At 40.9% G+C, this 17,250-nt stretch carries 15 protein-coding genes; all 15 read right to left on the bottom strand.

What is annotated here, in order from left to right:
• Positions 1 to 83: 83 nt before the first annotated feature.
• The 15 genes from RH86_RS01135 to RH86_RS01060 all read right to left on the bottom strand — a co-directional run bounded on the left by RH86_RS01135 (position 84) and on the right by RH86_RS01060 (position 17,076).
• Positions 84 to 749: a hypothetical protein gene (locus tag RH86_RS01135; protein WP_009384440.1), complete on the bottom strand. Its 666-nt coding sequence runs from the start codon at positions 747 to 749 to the stop codon at positions 84 to 86.
• Positions 750 to 899: 150 nt separating this feature from the next.
• The gene (locus RH86_RS01130; RefSeq protein WP_009384439.1) at positions 900 to 1,409 is read right to left on the bottom strand and encodes a hypothetical protein; all 510 of its coding nucleotides are present in this window, start codon (positions 1,407 to 1,409) and stop codon (positions 900 to 902) included.
• Positions 1,410 to 1,513: 104 nt separating this feature from the next.
• Positions 1,514 to 2,437, bottom strand: a complete 924-nt coding sequence (locus RH86_RS01125) for a hypothetical protein (RefSeq protein ID WP_009384438.1) — start codon at positions 2,435 to 2,437, stop codon at positions 1,514 to 1,516.
• A 140-nt stretch (positions 2,438 to 2,577) separates the two neighbouring features.
• The gene (locus tag RH86_RS01120; RefSeq protein WP_009384437.1) at positions 2,578 to 3,528 is read right to left on the bottom strand and encodes a DUF2971 domain-containing protein; all 951 of its coding nucleotides are present in this window, start codon (positions 3,526 to 3,528) and stop codon (positions 2,578 to 2,580) included.
• A gap of 134 nt (positions 3,529 to 3,662) precedes the next feature.
• The gene (locus RH86_RS01115; RefSeq protein WP_038219043.1) at positions 3,663 to 4,205 is read right to left on the bottom strand and encodes a DinB family protein; all 543 of its coding nucleotides are present in this window, start codon (positions 4,203 to 4,205) and stop codon (positions 3,663 to 3,665) included.
• Positions 4,206 to 4,350: 145 nt separating this feature from the next.
• Positions 4,351 to 5,142, bottom strand: a complete 792-nt coding sequence (locus RH86_RS01110; protein ID WP_009384435.1) for a GIY-YIG nuclease family protein — start codon at positions 5,140 to 5,142, stop codon at positions 4,351 to 4,353.
• A 142-nt stretch (positions 5,143 to 5,284) separates the two neighbouring features.
• Entirely contained in the window at positions 5,285 to 5,803 is a 519-nt protein-coding gene (locus RH86_RS01105; RefSeq protein ID WP_009384434.1) for a GNAT family N-acetyltransferase, read from the bottom strand.
• A 1,726-nt stretch (positions 5,804 to 7,529) separates the two neighbouring features.
• Positions 7,530 to 7,946 (bottom strand): RDD family protein, encoded by a 417-nt coding sequence (locus RH86_RS01095; protein WP_009384431.1) that lies wholly within the window; start codon positions 7,944 to 7,946, stop codon positions 7,530 to 7,532.
• Positions 7,947 to 8,632: 686 nt separating this feature from the next.
• Positions 8,633 to 9,883 (bottom strand): hypothetical protein, encoded by a 1,251-nt coding sequence (locus RH86_RS01090; protein ID WP_139047620.1) that lies wholly within the window; start codon positions 9,881 to 9,883, stop codon positions 8,633 to 8,635.
• A gap of 110 nt (positions 9,884 to 9,993) precedes the next feature.
• The gene (locus tag RH86_RS01085; protein ID WP_009384429.1) at positions 9,994 to 10,512 is read right to left on the bottom strand and encodes a GNAT family N-acetyltransferase; all 519 of its coding nucleotides are present in this window, start codon (positions 10,510 to 10,512) and stop codon (positions 9,994 to 9,996) included.
• A 725-nt stretch (positions 10,513 to 11,237) separates the two neighbouring features.
• Complete coding sequence (locus RH86_RS01080) at positions 11,238 to 12,086, bottom strand: trypsin-like serine peptidase (RefSeq protein WP_009384428.1); 849 nt, start codon at positions 12,084 to 12,086, stop codon at positions 11,238 to 11,240.
• A gap of 149 nt (positions 12,087 to 12,235) precedes the next feature.
• Complete coding sequence (locus RH86_RS01075) at positions 12,236 to 12,769, bottom strand: hypothetical protein (RefSeq protein ID WP_009384427.1); 534 nt, start codon at positions 12,767 to 12,769, stop codon at positions 12,236 to 12,238.
• A gap of 106 nt (positions 12,770 to 12,875) precedes the next feature.
• Positions 12,876 to 13,289 carry a hypothetical protein gene (locus tag RH86_RS01070; protein ID WP_009384426.1) on the bottom strand — a complete coding sequence of 138 codons (414 nt, stop codon included), beginning with the start codon at positions 13,287 to 13,289 and terminating at the stop codon, positions 12,876 to 12,878.
• Positions 13,290 to 15,520: 2,231 nt separating this feature from the next.
• Complete coding sequence (locus tag RH86_RS01065; RefSeq protein WP_009384422.1) at positions 15,521 to 16,072, bottom strand: VRR-NUC domain-containing protein; 552 nt, start codon at positions 16,070 to 16,072, stop codon at positions 15,521 to 15,523.
• Positions 16,073 to 16,206: 134 nt separating this feature from the next.
• Complete coding sequence (locus tag RH86_RS01060; RefSeq protein WP_223296313.1) at positions 16,207 to 17,076, bottom strand: DUF2971 domain-containing protein; 870 nt, start codon at positions 17,074 to 17,076, stop codon at positions 16,207 to 16,209.
• Positions 17,077 to 17,250: the final 174 nt, after the last annotated feature.

Here is a 17,250-nt window from a genome sequence, read left to right as displayed (position 1 = left end):
AACCTTAAACCTTGCCACATTTAGCACTGAAGCTGACCCAGGCTGAAATCGCCAAGCGTTGAGAATCCGTCTTAAATGCTTTGTTATAAAGATTTTTCCTCAGTTTCCAACGTAACAACATCAAGACGCTCTAATTCCTTATTGATTATTCGTGTTGATACTACAGGCGTTGTTTGGGAAAGCATGCCAATGCTAACAAGCAGAATTAAGCCTGATATGAACAATACATCGAAATTAGATGAATGCGTGATTGTTGCCACGCTATATGTGAAGCCGATAAAGCCTAATAAGAAACCAGTCATGCCAAGTACTCCATTATAGACAGCGTAGACATAATCTCGTTTTTTTACCTTAATTCTGAAGCTTAACTCATCTAAGCCAGTTAAATCTGGAGCCAATCTACTACAGCGAAGAATATGACTAAACGATACATGTTCTCCTATTCTTTCATTTAAAGCGAGCACTCCATTTATAAGCAAGCTGCTCAATTTTAATTTATGTGTAAGGTAAAATACCTCAACATTTATTTCAGACTCAATTAGCTTTTTTAATCGATCATCGATCCCATCTAGGTTCTTGAGGTCACTCAATGTACCTAGTCTTCGTTTTTTATGCGTTGAATAAAAAGTTGTAATTTGAGAGAGATTAATCAATACAGAAACAGCTACGAGAAATAGTACGCCAACATAGTTCCCCGATTCAAAATAAACTGCCACCTTTTCTGCCCACTCAACGATGTTCCAACCCATTCTATGAACTCTCCGTCTTTATAACGCCGCGTTAAGTGGTGAGCAACGCCAACCACCCGACCTAAACCATTGTGACATAAACACTTAACCCAAAGTAAGCCGAAAATGCCAAGCGTTGGGAATCCGTCTTGAACGCTTTGTTATGTAGCTTTAGCAAATTGGGGAACAAACGTTTGTCTTTACTGTTTTACAATGATTACATCCTTGATTTCCACAATTATCACGAACTGTAGTTAAAGATGGCAGAGCTAAGCATTCGTCTATAAGTGTAAGAGCCTCCTGGTATTCTGTCGTAGAGAGGCTAGTGAAAACAAAACGAGCGCCTTGGTTATAAAGACGCTTGGCTAAGGCAGGGGCTTTTTCTGCTAAATTTGGTCCTGTGTGATCAAGTACTACATACTTCTTAAAAGTAACTATACTAGCTCTACTCCCTTGAACTTTAGGGACATCATTTGCTAAGCGCTCGACACCAACCCAAGTTACTTTACCATCAATACCATGATGACTTGGCTCCCAACCTATACCACCAACCCCAATTACGGCATCATATTTAAAATCTCTGACCTTCCCCATACAATCATGAACTCCAAACTCTCCTTTTTCGTTTGGGTCTCCTGTATGAGTTCGCTTGTAAACCAAAATGTTCTTTAAATTAGTCACTTAGCCTCCTGCTACATAACGCCGCATTAAGGTGTGAGCGGCGCTTGGCTATACTTGAGCGAAGCGAAAACGCCAAGCGTTGCGAATCACTCTTAAATGCTTTGTTAGGCAATATTTTGCAGGTTGCTCATAAAAGTTTCGAAAACTGCACGACCTTTCTGTGAATTAGCTGCGTGAATTTTAATATACTCACTTTCATCTAGCTCAAGATCTAACTCCTCTCGCACAGAAAGAAGGAGGTGAGGAGTTAAGTCATTGACTCGAAAAAACTCAGACATACAACGCTCAGTAAACTTAAAATGTTCTTCATTTTGAACAGCCCAATTCGCATCAATTTCAGATGCTATCTGATCTCGCGACTTACACTCATTTTCAAAAGCAAGATTTACACGCCCCCATGCACCTTCATCTCTGACGCCATCTAAGTTCATGTTTTTCATAATGGTTAAGCAGCGCTCGATTTCATCATTGTGCTTTTTTCTATAAGTTTCTAAGAACTCGATATGAACCTTTCGGTTTATTAATAGACCACGTTCGAGGAAAAGACTCATATATGCTGCACCTACTTCACCGGTGAAGTTAGTTAAATTCTTTACCGTTATTTCCGTCCCAACCAGAGTGATTTTAGCAATCTGAGCTGCGTTCTCTGAAAATGAGTCCGCTATTATCTGGTTCGAAATATCAAGGTTTGCCATCAAACCTAAAGCGCCTTGATACTTAGTCAATGCTTCTACACTATCTAGGTATACTTCTTTCTTAAGGAGCTTTTCTCTTTCAATTGATGCTAGTCTCAATTGATGGTTACTTTTAACCTCTTCAAGCATCTCTGCATAACCAGATTTGACTTGTTCAACTTCACTAGTAATTTCTCCAATATCTTCTTTCGTCGCGAGATTCTTAGCTTTTTCGGTAAAATAAGCGGGTAAGAATGACTTTAATACAAAAAAGAGAAAGCCAGCCCCTATTATTGCTCCAATGCCAAAACTTCCAAATATTTGAATCAGATCTTTTATATCGCTAATGCTCATTTTTACCTCTATTGCCTAACGCCCAATTAAGGGGTGAACAACGCTACCACCCAACCTAAAACATTGTGCCATAAACACTAAATTTGAAGTAGAAGCAAAAGTGCCAAGCGTTGTGAATCCCTCTTAAATTGCTTGTTAGGTCATCTCAAAGGAATACTCGAACTAGATATCTCCACCTCTTTCCAACCAGCCAGCTTGTTAAGCCTATTTATGGATAATTTATTGAGATTAAAGTCTAACTTAGGACCAACAATAATTTCCTTAACTGGCAACTGGTCATATTCACGACTAGGAAAGTCGTCTTCGGGCATGAAATCTAGTTCTAAGTAAGGGACAAGATTACCACTAAAATCCACTCTAAACTTCAGTTCTGGTGCTGATGGATCATGAGGTTTATATGTTGAAGTATCATTGGAAGTAATACGCCACTCTTTTTCTTCAGAAAATGCAGGATCTTTAAATATTAAAGCATAATTATATAAACACCCCGTCAGTACATCTGCTGTTTCCTCTACCACTGATTCGTAGTCTTCACTATCCCATTCAGCTTTTAGCAAACCATAAAAATGCTCAATTTCATTGTTAATAATCTGCTCTTGTTCTTCAATTGCATAAATGACCTTTCTCAATCTCAACTGCATGCGAGCAAGACTACAGCGATAAAAACAAATATCTCTGAAATCAAAACCAATCGCTACACCATTACCTTGATCTGAGAAACCTTTCCACTGACTTAATGTATCGCGATTTTCTGAGAAGCATAGAATGAAGTCATAAATGTCGGCTTCATTATTTTCAATTTGTACAACATGAGCTTCTAATTTATTCAAAAGTGCGTGGAACAGTTCACATTTAAATGATTGATTACGGTTCTGGTTGATAACTGATTTAATGAGATCTAACCCATACTTGATTTCTCCATGATCATTGAGAAAATTTGATGCCGTCGCCCACAGCTTATTTGATGATGCGATGCCAATTAAACCACCCATTGATGTGTAGTGGTACAAGTAACCCGAAGCTTCAGCCTGCTGTGATTTATGGCACGAACTTACATACTGCCAAAGCATATTTTTATAATCAGAGAGCAATTTTTTCTCCTTTGACCTAACGCCCTGTTAAGGTGTGAGCAACGCAATACCGATGCCGCCGCAAACCACCTAAAACACTAAACGCAACGCATAGTGAAAATGCAACGCGTTGCGAATCACTCTTAAACAGTTTGTTATGTACGTGCTCCCTCTGGCACGATCATAGGCAGATCTGTACAGCCAAAGTCTAAACCAAACTGACTAAACAAACAGGTTAGCTGACCTCTGTGATGCGTTTGATGATTGAAAATATGTTGGCAGAACTCACCAACTGTTCGTTCAATTACCTGCCCCTCTGTTGTCGTGTATCTGACTATTTGGTTACAGCTATCAGCGGTAAACTGATTAGTGATTTCAATGTAGATCGAGTCTACAAGTTCTCGTAATTCGGAGAGTTCGCCTAGATTCGAGGCAAACGTGTCAGAAACTGACTTAGAAACGGGTAATTTCTCTAAAACTGTAGCTTCAACTGATACTAACCCATTTGCTACAAGGCGCTGTAGCATAATCAAGTCACCGAACAAGATATGATTCCAGTGAGCCATGATGGTAGGGAAAAATGAGTTGGTATTCTGATGCAACTGCTCATGAGTCAGCTTACTGCAAACACGAAGTAACTGCTTATTCATTCGCTGATTATACAGCGCCAACATCCTGAAATTTGAGGATAAATCCATTTGACCTCCAAAGTACATAACGCCGCATTAAGTGGTGAACAACGCGACCACCCAACCCTAACCCTTGCTGCATATAGCACTGAAGCCGACCTAAACTGAAATTGCCAAGCGTTGAGAATCCGCCTTAAATGCTTTGTTATAGCGCTTAGTTTCGGTTTAAGCGAACACCATCATATGGTCCTGTATTCTTGGTACCTAGAGTCTGTTTCCAGCGACTTTCAGCTTTCAACGCTGAATTGTCATCTGTAAATTCAAGCACAGTAAATATAAGGTTATTGTAGCCATTTTCTAAAACATACAAATTTAGATGCTTCGCGTCACCATTACTGTTCAAGTGTTTTAACCAACGGCTTAAAATACCACCACAACTATAAGCAGAACCCACATAACGTGACGTACCATCACTCGATCGTTGAAGATACACTCCTGCTTGAGATAGTGCTTTCTTCAACTCATTGTCGGGGGAATCATCCTCTGAAATCGCGATGATTTCTTTCCAAGTAAATTCCGTACCTAAAACATCTGCGTCAGAGGTATCTACATCCGGTAAAGCTAGTCCTTCATACGCACTATTTCGTGTATATACTTTATTTTGATTAGCTATTTCTTTCGTAGTGTCACTTGAAAATAGATCATAGAAATACTTAAAAATTACAGACTCATCCCCTACGAAGTCCGAATAGTGCTTTGCGCTTCTTGTATGGAATGAATATGATTCCAATTCTGCCTTAATGGCACTAGGTACATCACCATGATAGATACGGAAAAAGTGACCGGCATTATTTTCCCAAAGCTCAAAAGCTCTGAGTCTGAATGCATTCTGCTTCAAGCGAATAGCTGAAAAATTTCGCTCCGGGTAATCTTGCTCAATACGAATTTCAAACAACTCATCTAACCGACTTTCTACATATAATTTTTTTAATGACTCTGCTCGCATGAGATAACCTCTAGAAATACAAATGGTATACTATACCGTATGCTATGCTAAAGTTAAATGCTTGCGCTATAACGCCGCATTAAGTGGTGAACAACGCAACCACCCTGCCTTAAACCTTGCCACATTTAGCACTAAAGCCGAACTAAACCGAAATTGCCAAGCGTTGAGAATCCGTCTTAAATGCTTTGTTATATTCGGATTTTTTCCGCATGTGGAGCAAAACCACTGTCTCACCATCATGCGAAATTCTAGATTCTGCGCTGTAAGGTTCGAAGCCAAGTTTGGTATAAAGCAACAAAGCGCGAGTGTTGTAATTAAATACTGACAAATATGGTACTGCTTGATAAAGCTCCGAACACTGTGAACTCAAATGTTCAATAAGAGCTCGCCCAATTCCTTGCCCTTTGTACGCATCAGACACGACAATATTACCGATAAATGCACTCTGCGACGGTTTTACATTATACAAATTTCCAAAGGCAACAACTTGGTTATCAACAAGGCATACTGTTAGGTCTGACCTCGCTTTAGAAATATCGCAGATTTGACTGTAATCCCATGGATAAGAACCTGAAGGGCAAACTGAATACAACTCCTCTGGTGAAGAAACCAGTTGAGCAATTGCTTCAAAATGAGCCTCACTAGCACTCGTAAATTCCATTTTACCTCCCGAGAATATAACGCCGCATTAAGTGGTGAACAACGCAACCACCCAAACCTAAACCTTGCCACATTTAGCACTAAAGTTGACCTAGGCTGAAACCGCCAAGCGTTGAGAATCCGCCTTAAATGCTTTGTTATGTTTTAGCACAATTCGTTGATTTACTTGGCAAATAACTGGGATTCAGACCTAGATTTCTGAACCAAGTCACAAGCGCGAACTCACTTGACCGGCAGATGCGCCAAATCGGAAACGAGTAAACCCACTTCCCTGATAATGAGGCAACTCGATACTCTTTCAACAAGTGCCCTTTCTTAGCAACAACAGCGCAGAACAATGGTGATTTGCCGAGGCAACTGCCAAGGTTATTGGCTAATTGGTAAATATGCCCAAAGCGACTTTGAGCCAGAAAAACAAGACGACCAAACCACCTGAAAACGTGAATGAAGCAACCCACGAACTTTCGCATGTTTTATGGGCTGAGAGATTTAAGAACTGAGCGATAATGGTGATTTGCTGAGTCTACTCCCAGCGAATGGTCAAAGGGGCAAAGAACGACTCAAAGGCATTTAAGCCATTGAAATTTCATTAAAACATAACGCCGTGTTAAGGGGCGAAAGACGCTATACCCCAAAACTAAACCATTGTTGCTGAAACACCTAACTCGACATTTGATACCAACTCGCCAAGCGTTTGAGTCCCTCTTAAACACTTTGTTAACTGGTGAACTCAACACAACCACAAAAAGCTAGGATAACCATTAGTTCAGCTTACCCAAATAGTTAATCCAAGTACTCTTTCGACTATTTTCTGAGTCTGTCGAATATCTCACAATCTAATACTTGTACCATGAAACTTAGTCACCTAACTCCGAACCCCTATATTAGACGCCTAGTAAGCGTCTAACACGCAGTCACGCAATTTAGCCGCAAACACAATCGTTTCATTAGACCAACTAATGCAAATCAGCGGAATCAGCTACAAACAGAAACGTACACAAGGATGATTTTTATGGGAACCAGTTAACGCCGCATTAAGTGGTGAACAACGCGACCACCCAAGCCTAAACCTTGCCACATTTAGCACTAAATCCAACCTAGGCTGAAATCGCCAAGCGTTGAGAATCCGTCTTAAATGCTTTGTTATGTTTTAGCACAATTCGTTGATTTACTTGGCAAAGAACTGAAGTGTAGACCTAGATTTCTGAACTAAATCACAACCTGAAACACACTTGACCGGCAGATGCGCCAAACCAAAAACGAGTAAATCAACTTCCCTGCTAATGAGGCAACTCGCTCAAGCTTCAACAAGTGCCCTTTCTTGGCAACAACAGCGCAGAACAATGGCGATTTGCCGAGACTACTGCCAAGGTTAGTGGCTGATTGGGAAATACGCCCAAAGCGACTTTGAGCCAGAGAAACAAGACGACCAAACCACCCGAAAACTTGAATGAAGCAACCCGCGAACTTTGGCATATTTTACGGGTAAAGTGATTCAAGAATTGGGGCAGACAATCGTGATTTGCTGAGTCTACTCCCAGTAAAGGCTAGAGGGGCAAAGAACGACTCAAAGGCATTTAAGCCATTGAAATTTCACTAAAACATAACGCCGCATTAAGTGGTGAGCAACGCCAACCACCCTACCTAAACCATTGTGACATAAACACTTAAACTGAAGTAAGCCGAAAACGCTATGCGTTGGGAATCCGTCTTAAATGCTTTGTTAGCTAATTAATTTTCACAACGACCGTTTTTGCTAATTTATCACCAAGCCTTTGTCTCTTTTTACCCAAGATGAATATCGCATCAATCGTACCAATTACTGGCGTCAGTAAATTACGGAAGAAGGATTGAGTAAAGCTACAATGGTTTCCACTTTGGGTACTGATAACCGAAATTCCTAGAAGCTTCTTGCCCAAACTTTGGCCATTTGGTAACCCATCTGAAAATAGAAAATACAGTACCGCCGTAAAAATTGATATTAAGCTAGCTGTCTCCTGCTCGAAACCGACCTTTGGCGTAATCCAAAGTAAGAACATAAATATAGCCGCACTAATTACAAAATCTATGCTTTGTCCAATATACCGAATACCTGGGCTAGCGAGAACCTGCTCATTATTATGAAAGTTATTGTCTGATACCATTGTTGACCTTCTGATGTAGATATCTGTTGAATTAGCTAACGCCGCATTAAGTGGTGAACAACGCAACCACCCAAGCCTAAACCTTGCCACATTTAGCACTAAAGCCGACCAGAGCTGAAATTGCCAAGCGTTGAGAATCCGTCTTAAATGCTTTGTTATGTTTTAGCACAATTCGTTGATTTACTTGGCAAAGAACTGGGATGCAGACCTAGATTTCTGAACCAAGTCACAAGCTCGAACTCACTTGACCGGCAGATGCGCCAAACCGGAAACGAGTAAACCCACTTCCCTGATAATGAGGCAACTGCCAAGGTTATTGGCTGATTGGGAAATACGCTCAAAGCGGCTTTGAGCCAGAGAAACACGACGACTAAACCACCCGAAAACTCGAATGAAGCAACCCGCGAACCTTGGCATGTTTTACGGGTTGAGAGATTTAAGAACTGGGCGACAATGGTGATTTGCTGAGTCTACTCCCAATGATGGGCTAAAGGGACAAAGAACGACTCAAAGGCATTTAAGCCATTGAAATCAAATTAAAACATAACGCCGCATTAAGTGGTGAACAACGCGACCACTAACCTTAAACCTTGCCACATTCAGCACTGAAGCCGACCTAGGCTGAAACCGCCAAGCGTTGAGAATCCGTCTTAAATGTTTTGTTAGTTGCCCCTTATTTCTTACTATTACTTGGCAGTGACATTTCCTGAATCACCAGATTTCATCAAACCAATGATATCCTTTAATTTATCTAGTGTTTGTGGCTGAAAATCTACTTGCTTTATGTCTTTGAATGCACTTTGACTTTCCATATTCCAATTTTCAAAAATAGACTTCATGTCTTCTTTACTTACATCATTGCCATATATTTCTAGATATAATTTTCCAAAACTAATCGCATGTGTTCTCTCCGTTCGTTTTAGTGCCTCGTGCATATACGCATTTGATTGGTTATATGCGTGCTTAGCCCACGCTCCAAACAGACCAATCACAATCAAGCCCTTTAACATCAAGTAGCCAAAAAATAACCAGCTAATGTCCGCTTTTGGAGTGTTACTAAATTCATAAGCTCCGTAGCCTAATGCCAATAATGCAGCTGCTACTGCGCAAGCCAACGCAATATTGCCTTTATCACTCCAATCTTTGGCTTTAGTTTTATATTCATTCTCCTTAGTCTCTAGCGCAGAAATTGCGTTAGCAACATATTCAGGAACCTTGATGTCAATTCGATTTTGAATTTGCTTTTCATGCTCATCTCGCAACTTAAGTAACCTATTTGATAAGTCATTCTCACGCTTCTTAAGTATGTCATGTTCTTTTTGAGCTCTAATCTGCTGATCATGCAACTGTTTCTCAGACTGTGCAATTTGCTGCTGTACCATTGACAACTTAAGGTCAGACTGTTGAAGCCTAGCTTCAGCTTGCTCTTGCCTCAGTTGCACTTGGTGCTCTAGCGAGCGAATTCTATCTATTGCTTCTTTTTCCAACGAATTATCGATACGGTTTGTTGTAATCAAACTCAACTCTCGATTCAAAAGGCTCTCTTCATTAATCAAATGCTTCCACTCTTCACGCGCTTTTGCCGGAAGAGTGCTTAGCAATTTAGTCCTTAAGCTTGATGAAGAGCCCGATAGCACTTTAAACTTCGCATCATTTGACAAACTAATTACTATTTTTCGTATATTGGCTTCTGACGCTAGCAACAAATACTTATTAATTCTATTTTGAGGTATCCGCTCAAAGACCGCATTAATTGCCTGTTGTGACTGAGATGCGAAAAGCTCATTTAACTGACGCTCACTCAAATGAGATAGCAATCTATTGATTTCCTGACCACTACTCTTTATTAGTAATATGTCTAACTCATCAGTTTCCATCGAATGATAAAGATTTACCAATTTAGTTTTTGGCATATTACCTATTCTTACTTCTTCCAATTTCTTTCCTCATATCTTCCAATGTTCGCGGGGCAACTAACGCCGCATTAAGTGGTGAACAACGCAACCACCCTGCCTTAAACCTTGCCACATTTAGCACTAAAGCCGACCTAAACCGAAATTGCCAAGCGTTGAGAATCCGTCTTAAATGCTTTGTTATATTCGGATTTTTTCCGCATGTGGAGCAAAACCACTGTCTCACCATCATGCGAAATTCTAGATTCTGCGCTGTAAGGTTCGAAGCCAAGTTTGGTATAAAGCAATAAAGCGCGAGTGTTGTAATTAAATACTGACAAATATGGTACTGCTTGATAAAGCTCCGAACACTGTGAACTCAAATGTTCAATAAGAGCTCGCCCAATTCCTTGCCCTTTGTACGCATCAGACACGACAATATTACCGATAAATGCACTCTGCGACGGTTTTACATTATACAAATTTCCAAAGGCAACAACTTGGTTATCAACAAGGCATACTGTTAGGTCTGACCTCGCTTTGGAAATATCACAAATTTGACTGTAATCCCACGGATAAGAGCCTGAAGGGCAAACTGAATACAACTCCTCTGGTGAAGAAACCAGTTGAGAAATTGCTTCAAAATGAGCCTCTCTAGCACTCGTAAATTCCATTTTACCTCCCGAGAATATAACGCCGCATTAAGTGGTGAACAACGCGACCACCCAAGCTTAAACCTTGCCACATTCAGCACTAAAGCTAACCTAGGCTGAAATCGCCAAGCGTTGAGAATCCGTCTTAAATGCTTTGTTATGTTTTAGCACAATTCATTGATTTACTTGGCAAAGAACTGGGATACAGACCTAGATTTCTGAACCAAGTCACAAGCTCGAACTAACTTGAGCGGCAGATGCGCCGAACACAAAGCGAGTAAGCCCACGTCCCTGCTAATGAGGCAACTCGATCAAGTCTCAACAAGCGCCCTTTCTTAGCAACAACAGCGCAAAACAATGGCAATTGGCCGAGGCAACTGCCAAGGTTATTGGCTGATTGGGAAATACGCCCAAAGCGACTCTGAGCCAGAGAAATAAGACGATCAAACCACCCGAAAACCCGAATGAAGCAACCCGCGAACTTTGGCATGTTTTACGGGTAAGTGATTCAAGAATTTGGGCAGACAATAGTGATTTACTGAGTCTACTCCCAACGAATAGCCAAAGGGGCAAAGAACGACTCAAAGGCATTTAAGTCATTGAAATTCAATTAAAACATAACGCCGCGTTAAGTGGTGAGCAACGCCAACCACCCTGCCTAAAGCATTGTGACATAAACACTTAACCCAAAGTATGCCGAAAACGCCTTGCGTTGGGAATCCGTCTTGAACGCTTTGTTATACGAATTATTCCTCGGTCTCTTTAATTTTCTTACGTGAGTTATAATCATATTCAGCAGCATTCAATAGCTCTTCTAGTGCGGATACGTGCCAAACGCGACCTAGATCTGATTGCGCGTTTACTCGACCAGAATAAATTCCTAGAAACTCCCAAGCAACATTACCCGACAAACTTGCACTAATTCGGTTATCTTTTATTGTTCTGTAACCAGACGTTCTAAAAGCGATAACTGGCGAACCCGATTGACCCTGTCTCGTTCGACAGTCAATTAGAAATACAGGATTGTCTTCTGAGATCAAACTTAGTTCTTGTGCTAAGAACCCTGTCGCCCAAACAGGCAATTTTCCGCTTGTAGACATACCAAACGGGAAACCAATTACACTCACAGGTTCTGCTGGACTAACAACCATGCCAACACGGTCAAGATCAAGCTGGAGATAGTACGGTAATTTAAGCACATCACTACCCCAGTTTAGATTTAGAGCAACAATATCAGCTTTTTCACCTAACTTGGGATGCTCAATCCAAAATGGAGAACCGTCCTCTCGATATAATGGTAACTTAACCTTAATCCAGTCCCCAATATCATCCTCAGGTCGATGAAAATGAATAACAATATTATCAGGAACACCCAGGGTCGAGCTTAAACACTCTCCTGTTTCTTGATGTCTACCTGTAACGTTATGTCTATTAGTTACTAAAGCACAGTGAGATTGATGAGTGTTGGAGATTAGTGTTGCGGTGCCCGTGCTCAATAACTGGTCACCAAAATACATTTCGATAAATAGAGACTTTAGAGAAGGAAGCTCTATATTTAGAGGGTAAACATTAGCCTGTTTTTGTTTTGTTTCCATTTTAACTACCTACAATCTCAACAATTCGTATAACGCCGCGTTAAGTGGTGAGCAACGCTAACCACCCTACCTAAACCATTGTGATATAAACACTAAAACCAAAGTAAGCCGAAAACACCATGCGTTGGGAATCCGTCTTGAACGCTTTGTTAGGTTTTTATTGCGTGCTTAAGCGGGTCTAGCAATGCCATTCCAAAGCTACGCCCAAAACCCTCTACCGAGACAACGCCACTATAATCATAACCCTCTGGTTTGTTCATCTGAAGATAGTCTTGCAACGCCAATGCCGAATTCAAAGCTAACTCAAACTCGGGAATTGAACCATGAGGAAAGCTAGATTCATAATGGGCTACCCATTTATCACGAAATTCCAGCATACTAAGTTGGTATTTTCGAAACTCGCTCTGATTATGAGTAGTTTTCTGAAATAAAAACCGTCGAAAATCTTCGTGGTCCACTACTAATTTTTTCCAATGAGTGCTTTCGGAATCAGTTCCGAATAACTTACACCACTGAATCGTTGCATCACACAACAACGTATTATTGATATGAGTATAAGGGTGTAGCCCCAAGTAGGACTGGTCAATTTCGGAGCAATAATCAACAAGTGCTAAATACCCAAAATAGGATTTAAAGAACTTATTAAGTGTTGAAAACCTACCTGTTAATTCTCGATGATCCACAATATTCCCTCAAAAACCTAACGCCGCATTAAGGTGTGAGCGGCGCTTGGCTATACTTGAGCGAAGCGAAAACGCCAAGCGTTGCGAATCACTCTTAAATGCTTTGTTATGTGAATAATAGTGGGACTATGTAGACTAGCAGCAAGTCAATCCCCGACTCAGCAGCATTTTTTAAAGAAAAGCCCTGGACTAAGGTCAGATCGTAACCCAAAGCAACAACTGCTAAAGAGGTCATGCCTACTAAAAAGAAGATGCCCTCAAACCCTGCACCAAACAACACAGAAAACCGACCTTGAAAGCGAGCAAGTCTATCTTGATGAAATCTAATCCGTTTTTTGTATGACACTGTGACATACAAGGACATTAAGAAAAGCCACAGAATTGTCGCCACTTCAGCTGAATAGTCCTGAAATTGCAAAGATGTTGCAGCAAATCCAATAGCTAATGTACCAACAACCTCATTTGCATATCCATACCATGCTTTTAACTCACTCTCTGAAATTCCCTGTGGTGAACTCATACTAAACCTTTGACTAAGTATATTGTTCTATATACATAAGTCCCACAGGGAGGCATTTCAAGACGCTTGAACATTGAATTCACATAACGCCGCGTTAAGTGGTGAGCAACGCCAACCACCCTGCCTAAACCATTGTGACATAATCACTTAACCCAAAGTAAGCCGAAAACGCCTTGCGTTGGGAATCCGTCTTGAACGCTTTGTTATGTAAATTCAGCCACATAAGCCAAAGTTACCACGAAAACTAAAGCCTGTACGACCGAAGAAATAGCCAAAACAAAAGAACCCAACAGTGTTCACGAATTTGCAGAGCCAGCAATGTTACAAACCAAGTTTCAACAAGCGAAAAATGGTGATGACCAGCGACCAAAGGTGCTTTTGAATCTGGGAAATCTAACGAAAGAAACCATCAGCAAATACAGACTGTCGGTAAACTTGCCCTTTCCACACTTTAAGCCCACCGAACTGACCACAAACCGACACTGACACTGAATGAGGCAACTTACGAGAATTGGCATGTTTTACGGCGAACTTGACAAAGAATCGGGACAGAAATATTGATTTTTGCCGACGATAAATAACGATAGCGAGAGAGACCGAAAAGACAGAGTATTGCCGATTTTACGCGCTTTACATAACGCCGCATTAAGTGGTGAACAACGCGACCACCCAAGCCTAAACCTTGCCACATTTAGCATTGAAGCCGACCTGAACTGAAATTGCCAAGCGTTGAGAATCCGTCTTAAATGCTTTGTTATGTTTTAGCACAATTCGTTGATTTACTTGGCAAAGAACTGGGATGCAGACCTAGATTCCTGAACCAAGTCACAAGCCTAGACTCACTTGACCGCCAGATGTACCAAACCTAAAACGGATAATTCCACTTCCCTGATAATGAGGCAACTCGATCAAGCCTCAACAAGCGCCCTTTCTTAGCAAAAGCAGTACAGAACAATGGCGATTTGCCGAGGCAACTGCAAAGATTATTGGCTGCTTGGGAAGTATGCCCAAAGCGACTTTGAGCCAGAGAAACCGACGACTAAACCACCCGAAAATTCGAATAAAGCAACCCGCAAACATTGGCATGTTTTACGGGTGGAGAGATTTAAGAACAGGGCCACAATGGTGATTTTCTGAGTCAACTCCCAACGAATGCCATAGGGGAAAAGAACAGCTCAAAAGTATTTAATAATTGAAATTGAGAAAACTTTACTTCTTATTTAAGGGTGATCACAACAACACCCATCACTATCAAGAGTTCCGTATGAATAAGTTGGAAGCAATTCATGATCTTTTCCATCCATCCCTTCATATTCGATATCATAATCATCGCAACATGGACATTCTACGCGGCCATCTTGGAAAGCATGAATACGACAAAATACAGCATTATAATTTACAATATTATGATAGTAATCGACTAAAACATGTGTTGCTTCATTATTACAACAAGAACAATTTATCATTTTCATCTCACAAAGATAATTTAAGAGATTAGATTATAATTAGTACTTAAAATCAGTGTGTTAACTACGTCTCATTTTTAATCCAGAATTACACATAACGCCGCATTAAGTGGTGAACAACGCGACCACCCAACCTTAAACCTTGCCACATTTAGCACTAAAGCCGACCTATACTGAAACCGCCATGCGTTGAGAATCCGTCTTAAATGCTTTGTTATGTAAATTCAGCCACATAAGCCAAAGTTACCACGAAAAACCGAGCCTGTACGACCGAAGAAATAGCCAAAACCAAAGAACCCAACAGTGTTCACGAATTTGCAGAGCCAGCAATGTTACAGACCAAGCTTCAACAAGCAAAAAATGGTGAAGAGCAGCGACCAAAAATGCTTTTGAATCTGGGAAACCGAACGAAAGAAACCATCAGTAAATGGGGACTTTCGTTAACCTTGCCCTTTCCGCACTTTGAGACCGCAAAACTAACCACGAACCAACACTGAAACTGAATGAGGAAACTCACGAACCTTGGCATGTTTTACGGCTAATTTGGCAAAGAATCAGGACAGAAATAGCTGATTTTGACGAGGATGAAAACCGATGGGTAGAGAGAGCGAATAAACAGAATAATACCGATTTTACCCGCTTTACATAACGCCGCGTTAAGTGGTGAGCAACGCAGACCACCTTACCTAAACCATTGTGCCGTAAACACTAAATTCAAAGCAAACCGAAAATACCAAGCGTTGGGAATCCGTCTTGAACGCTTTGTTAGTTGCGTTCTAACCAAGAACTAGGAAGCTCAACTAGCTCTAACTCGTGAGTTTTCGCTACATAACTTTGATTTTCTTCGGCCAAATACGCCACCGCAACTTCGCAGTTCAAAATTGATTTAATCTGCGCTAGGCAAATAATTTGTGCTTGAGACAACCTGTCCGACTGTTTCTTTACTTCCACAAATAACAGAGACCCATCTTCCTTATACAGCAATAAATCGGGCTCTCCTCCTGCCTTATTACTCCTAATCGCTCTAAAAATATCTAGCCGCGTAGAATCGACATATTTTGCGACAAGTTCGCGACCTTCATTATATTTTGGATTAGTTACTTCCCATTCGCCTAGTGGATAGTAAGCTGTTCCACTCCAACCAAGTTCCAGGTATTTCGAAAGTGCGTAGTACTCCCCAAAATGGTAGTGAGGCTGATTATGCACCTCTTGAGGCACGAAAAGTTCATTAGGAATCCAATTTTTATCTCCGTTCTTCCATGCATCTAATAAACTCTGGGGGTAAGTAAAAACTGTTTCTTGTACGACAAATTTCATGATATTCCCTTAGCAACTAACGCCCAATTAAGGTGTGAGCCACGCGACCACGACACTAAAATTGAACGCCGTAAACACTAAACTAGACCCAAACCAAAAATGCCAAGCGTGGGGAATCACTCTTAAATTGTTTGTTAGCCATCGAACTCAACACGCTCAATTTTACCTTTAACCGACTGAACTTTATACATTTTACATTGTGGATAGTGAGCCGCAATTAAACTAACTACATCTGTAAGATCTTCATCGGCAATTCGAGCTGAGAAAGTTACCGACACCAACTCTTCTTTGTAAAACTCAAAGTCACTGTATCTTTTATCCTCCCCAGGACGGCGTGTCATCACTCGCCACTCTTTTTCATATTCCCACTTTGCAGTTTTGGTGTAATAAATTGCATCAGCAGTTTTGGCAAGCAACTCTTGGCGCTCATCGTACAGTAAGAAGTCCAAAGCAGAGCCCAGATTAGGCGTACTGTCTGTATAAGTTACCTTTTTTGCCATTTGAAAAGGTGTGTCTAGCTTTTCAATATGTCTAAACTCAAACATACAACCAGTATGATTGTCTCCATAGTGAGCCCACATAACTTCGTTGTTTTCATCTTCAGATAAGCAGATTATACGTAAGGCACCGTTGTTATAACGTTCAGTTTCCTCGCGTAGGTTCTCTTCCAAACTCGACAAATTCAACTCAAGTGAAGAAAGTTCCCGATACAGTGTATCTTTACCGACTCCCTGACTTTTAGTCATTTGCATAAGAGAAACTAAGCCCTTAGAGTCCGGTGAAAGCGATTTATTCAATTGCAACTCTTCATACGCAACGTTCATAAGAGTTTTTAAATACTCATCCTTACATGCGTCAATCGAAGGTTTAAAAGCAGGCATCCTTTGCAGTTCATTTATGTCGTTAAATGAACTTGGGCAGGACCAACGAAGCTTTTGAGATTCAAGCACCAATTTTGCTGTATTAGCACTCATATACTTATATAAACGACTAGGTACTTCCAATTTTCCTCCTAGATGGCTAACGCCGCGTTAAGTGGTGAGCAACGCAAACCACCCTACCTAAACCATTGTGACATAAACACTTAACCGAAAGTAAGCCGAAAACGCCAAGCGTTGGGAATCCGTCTTAAACGCTTTGTTATGCGCGTTTTTCTGAGGGGCTTGGGTAAGCCTGTT

Origin of the sequence: Vibrio sp. N418 (genome assembly GCF_000222565.1) — a bacterium.
GTDB classification, from domain to species: Bacteria; Pseudomonadota; Gammaproteobacteria; order Enterobacterales; family Vibrionaceae; genus Vibrio; species Vibrio scophthalmi.
This window is presented reverse-complemented; position numbering and strand designations above follow the sequence as displayed.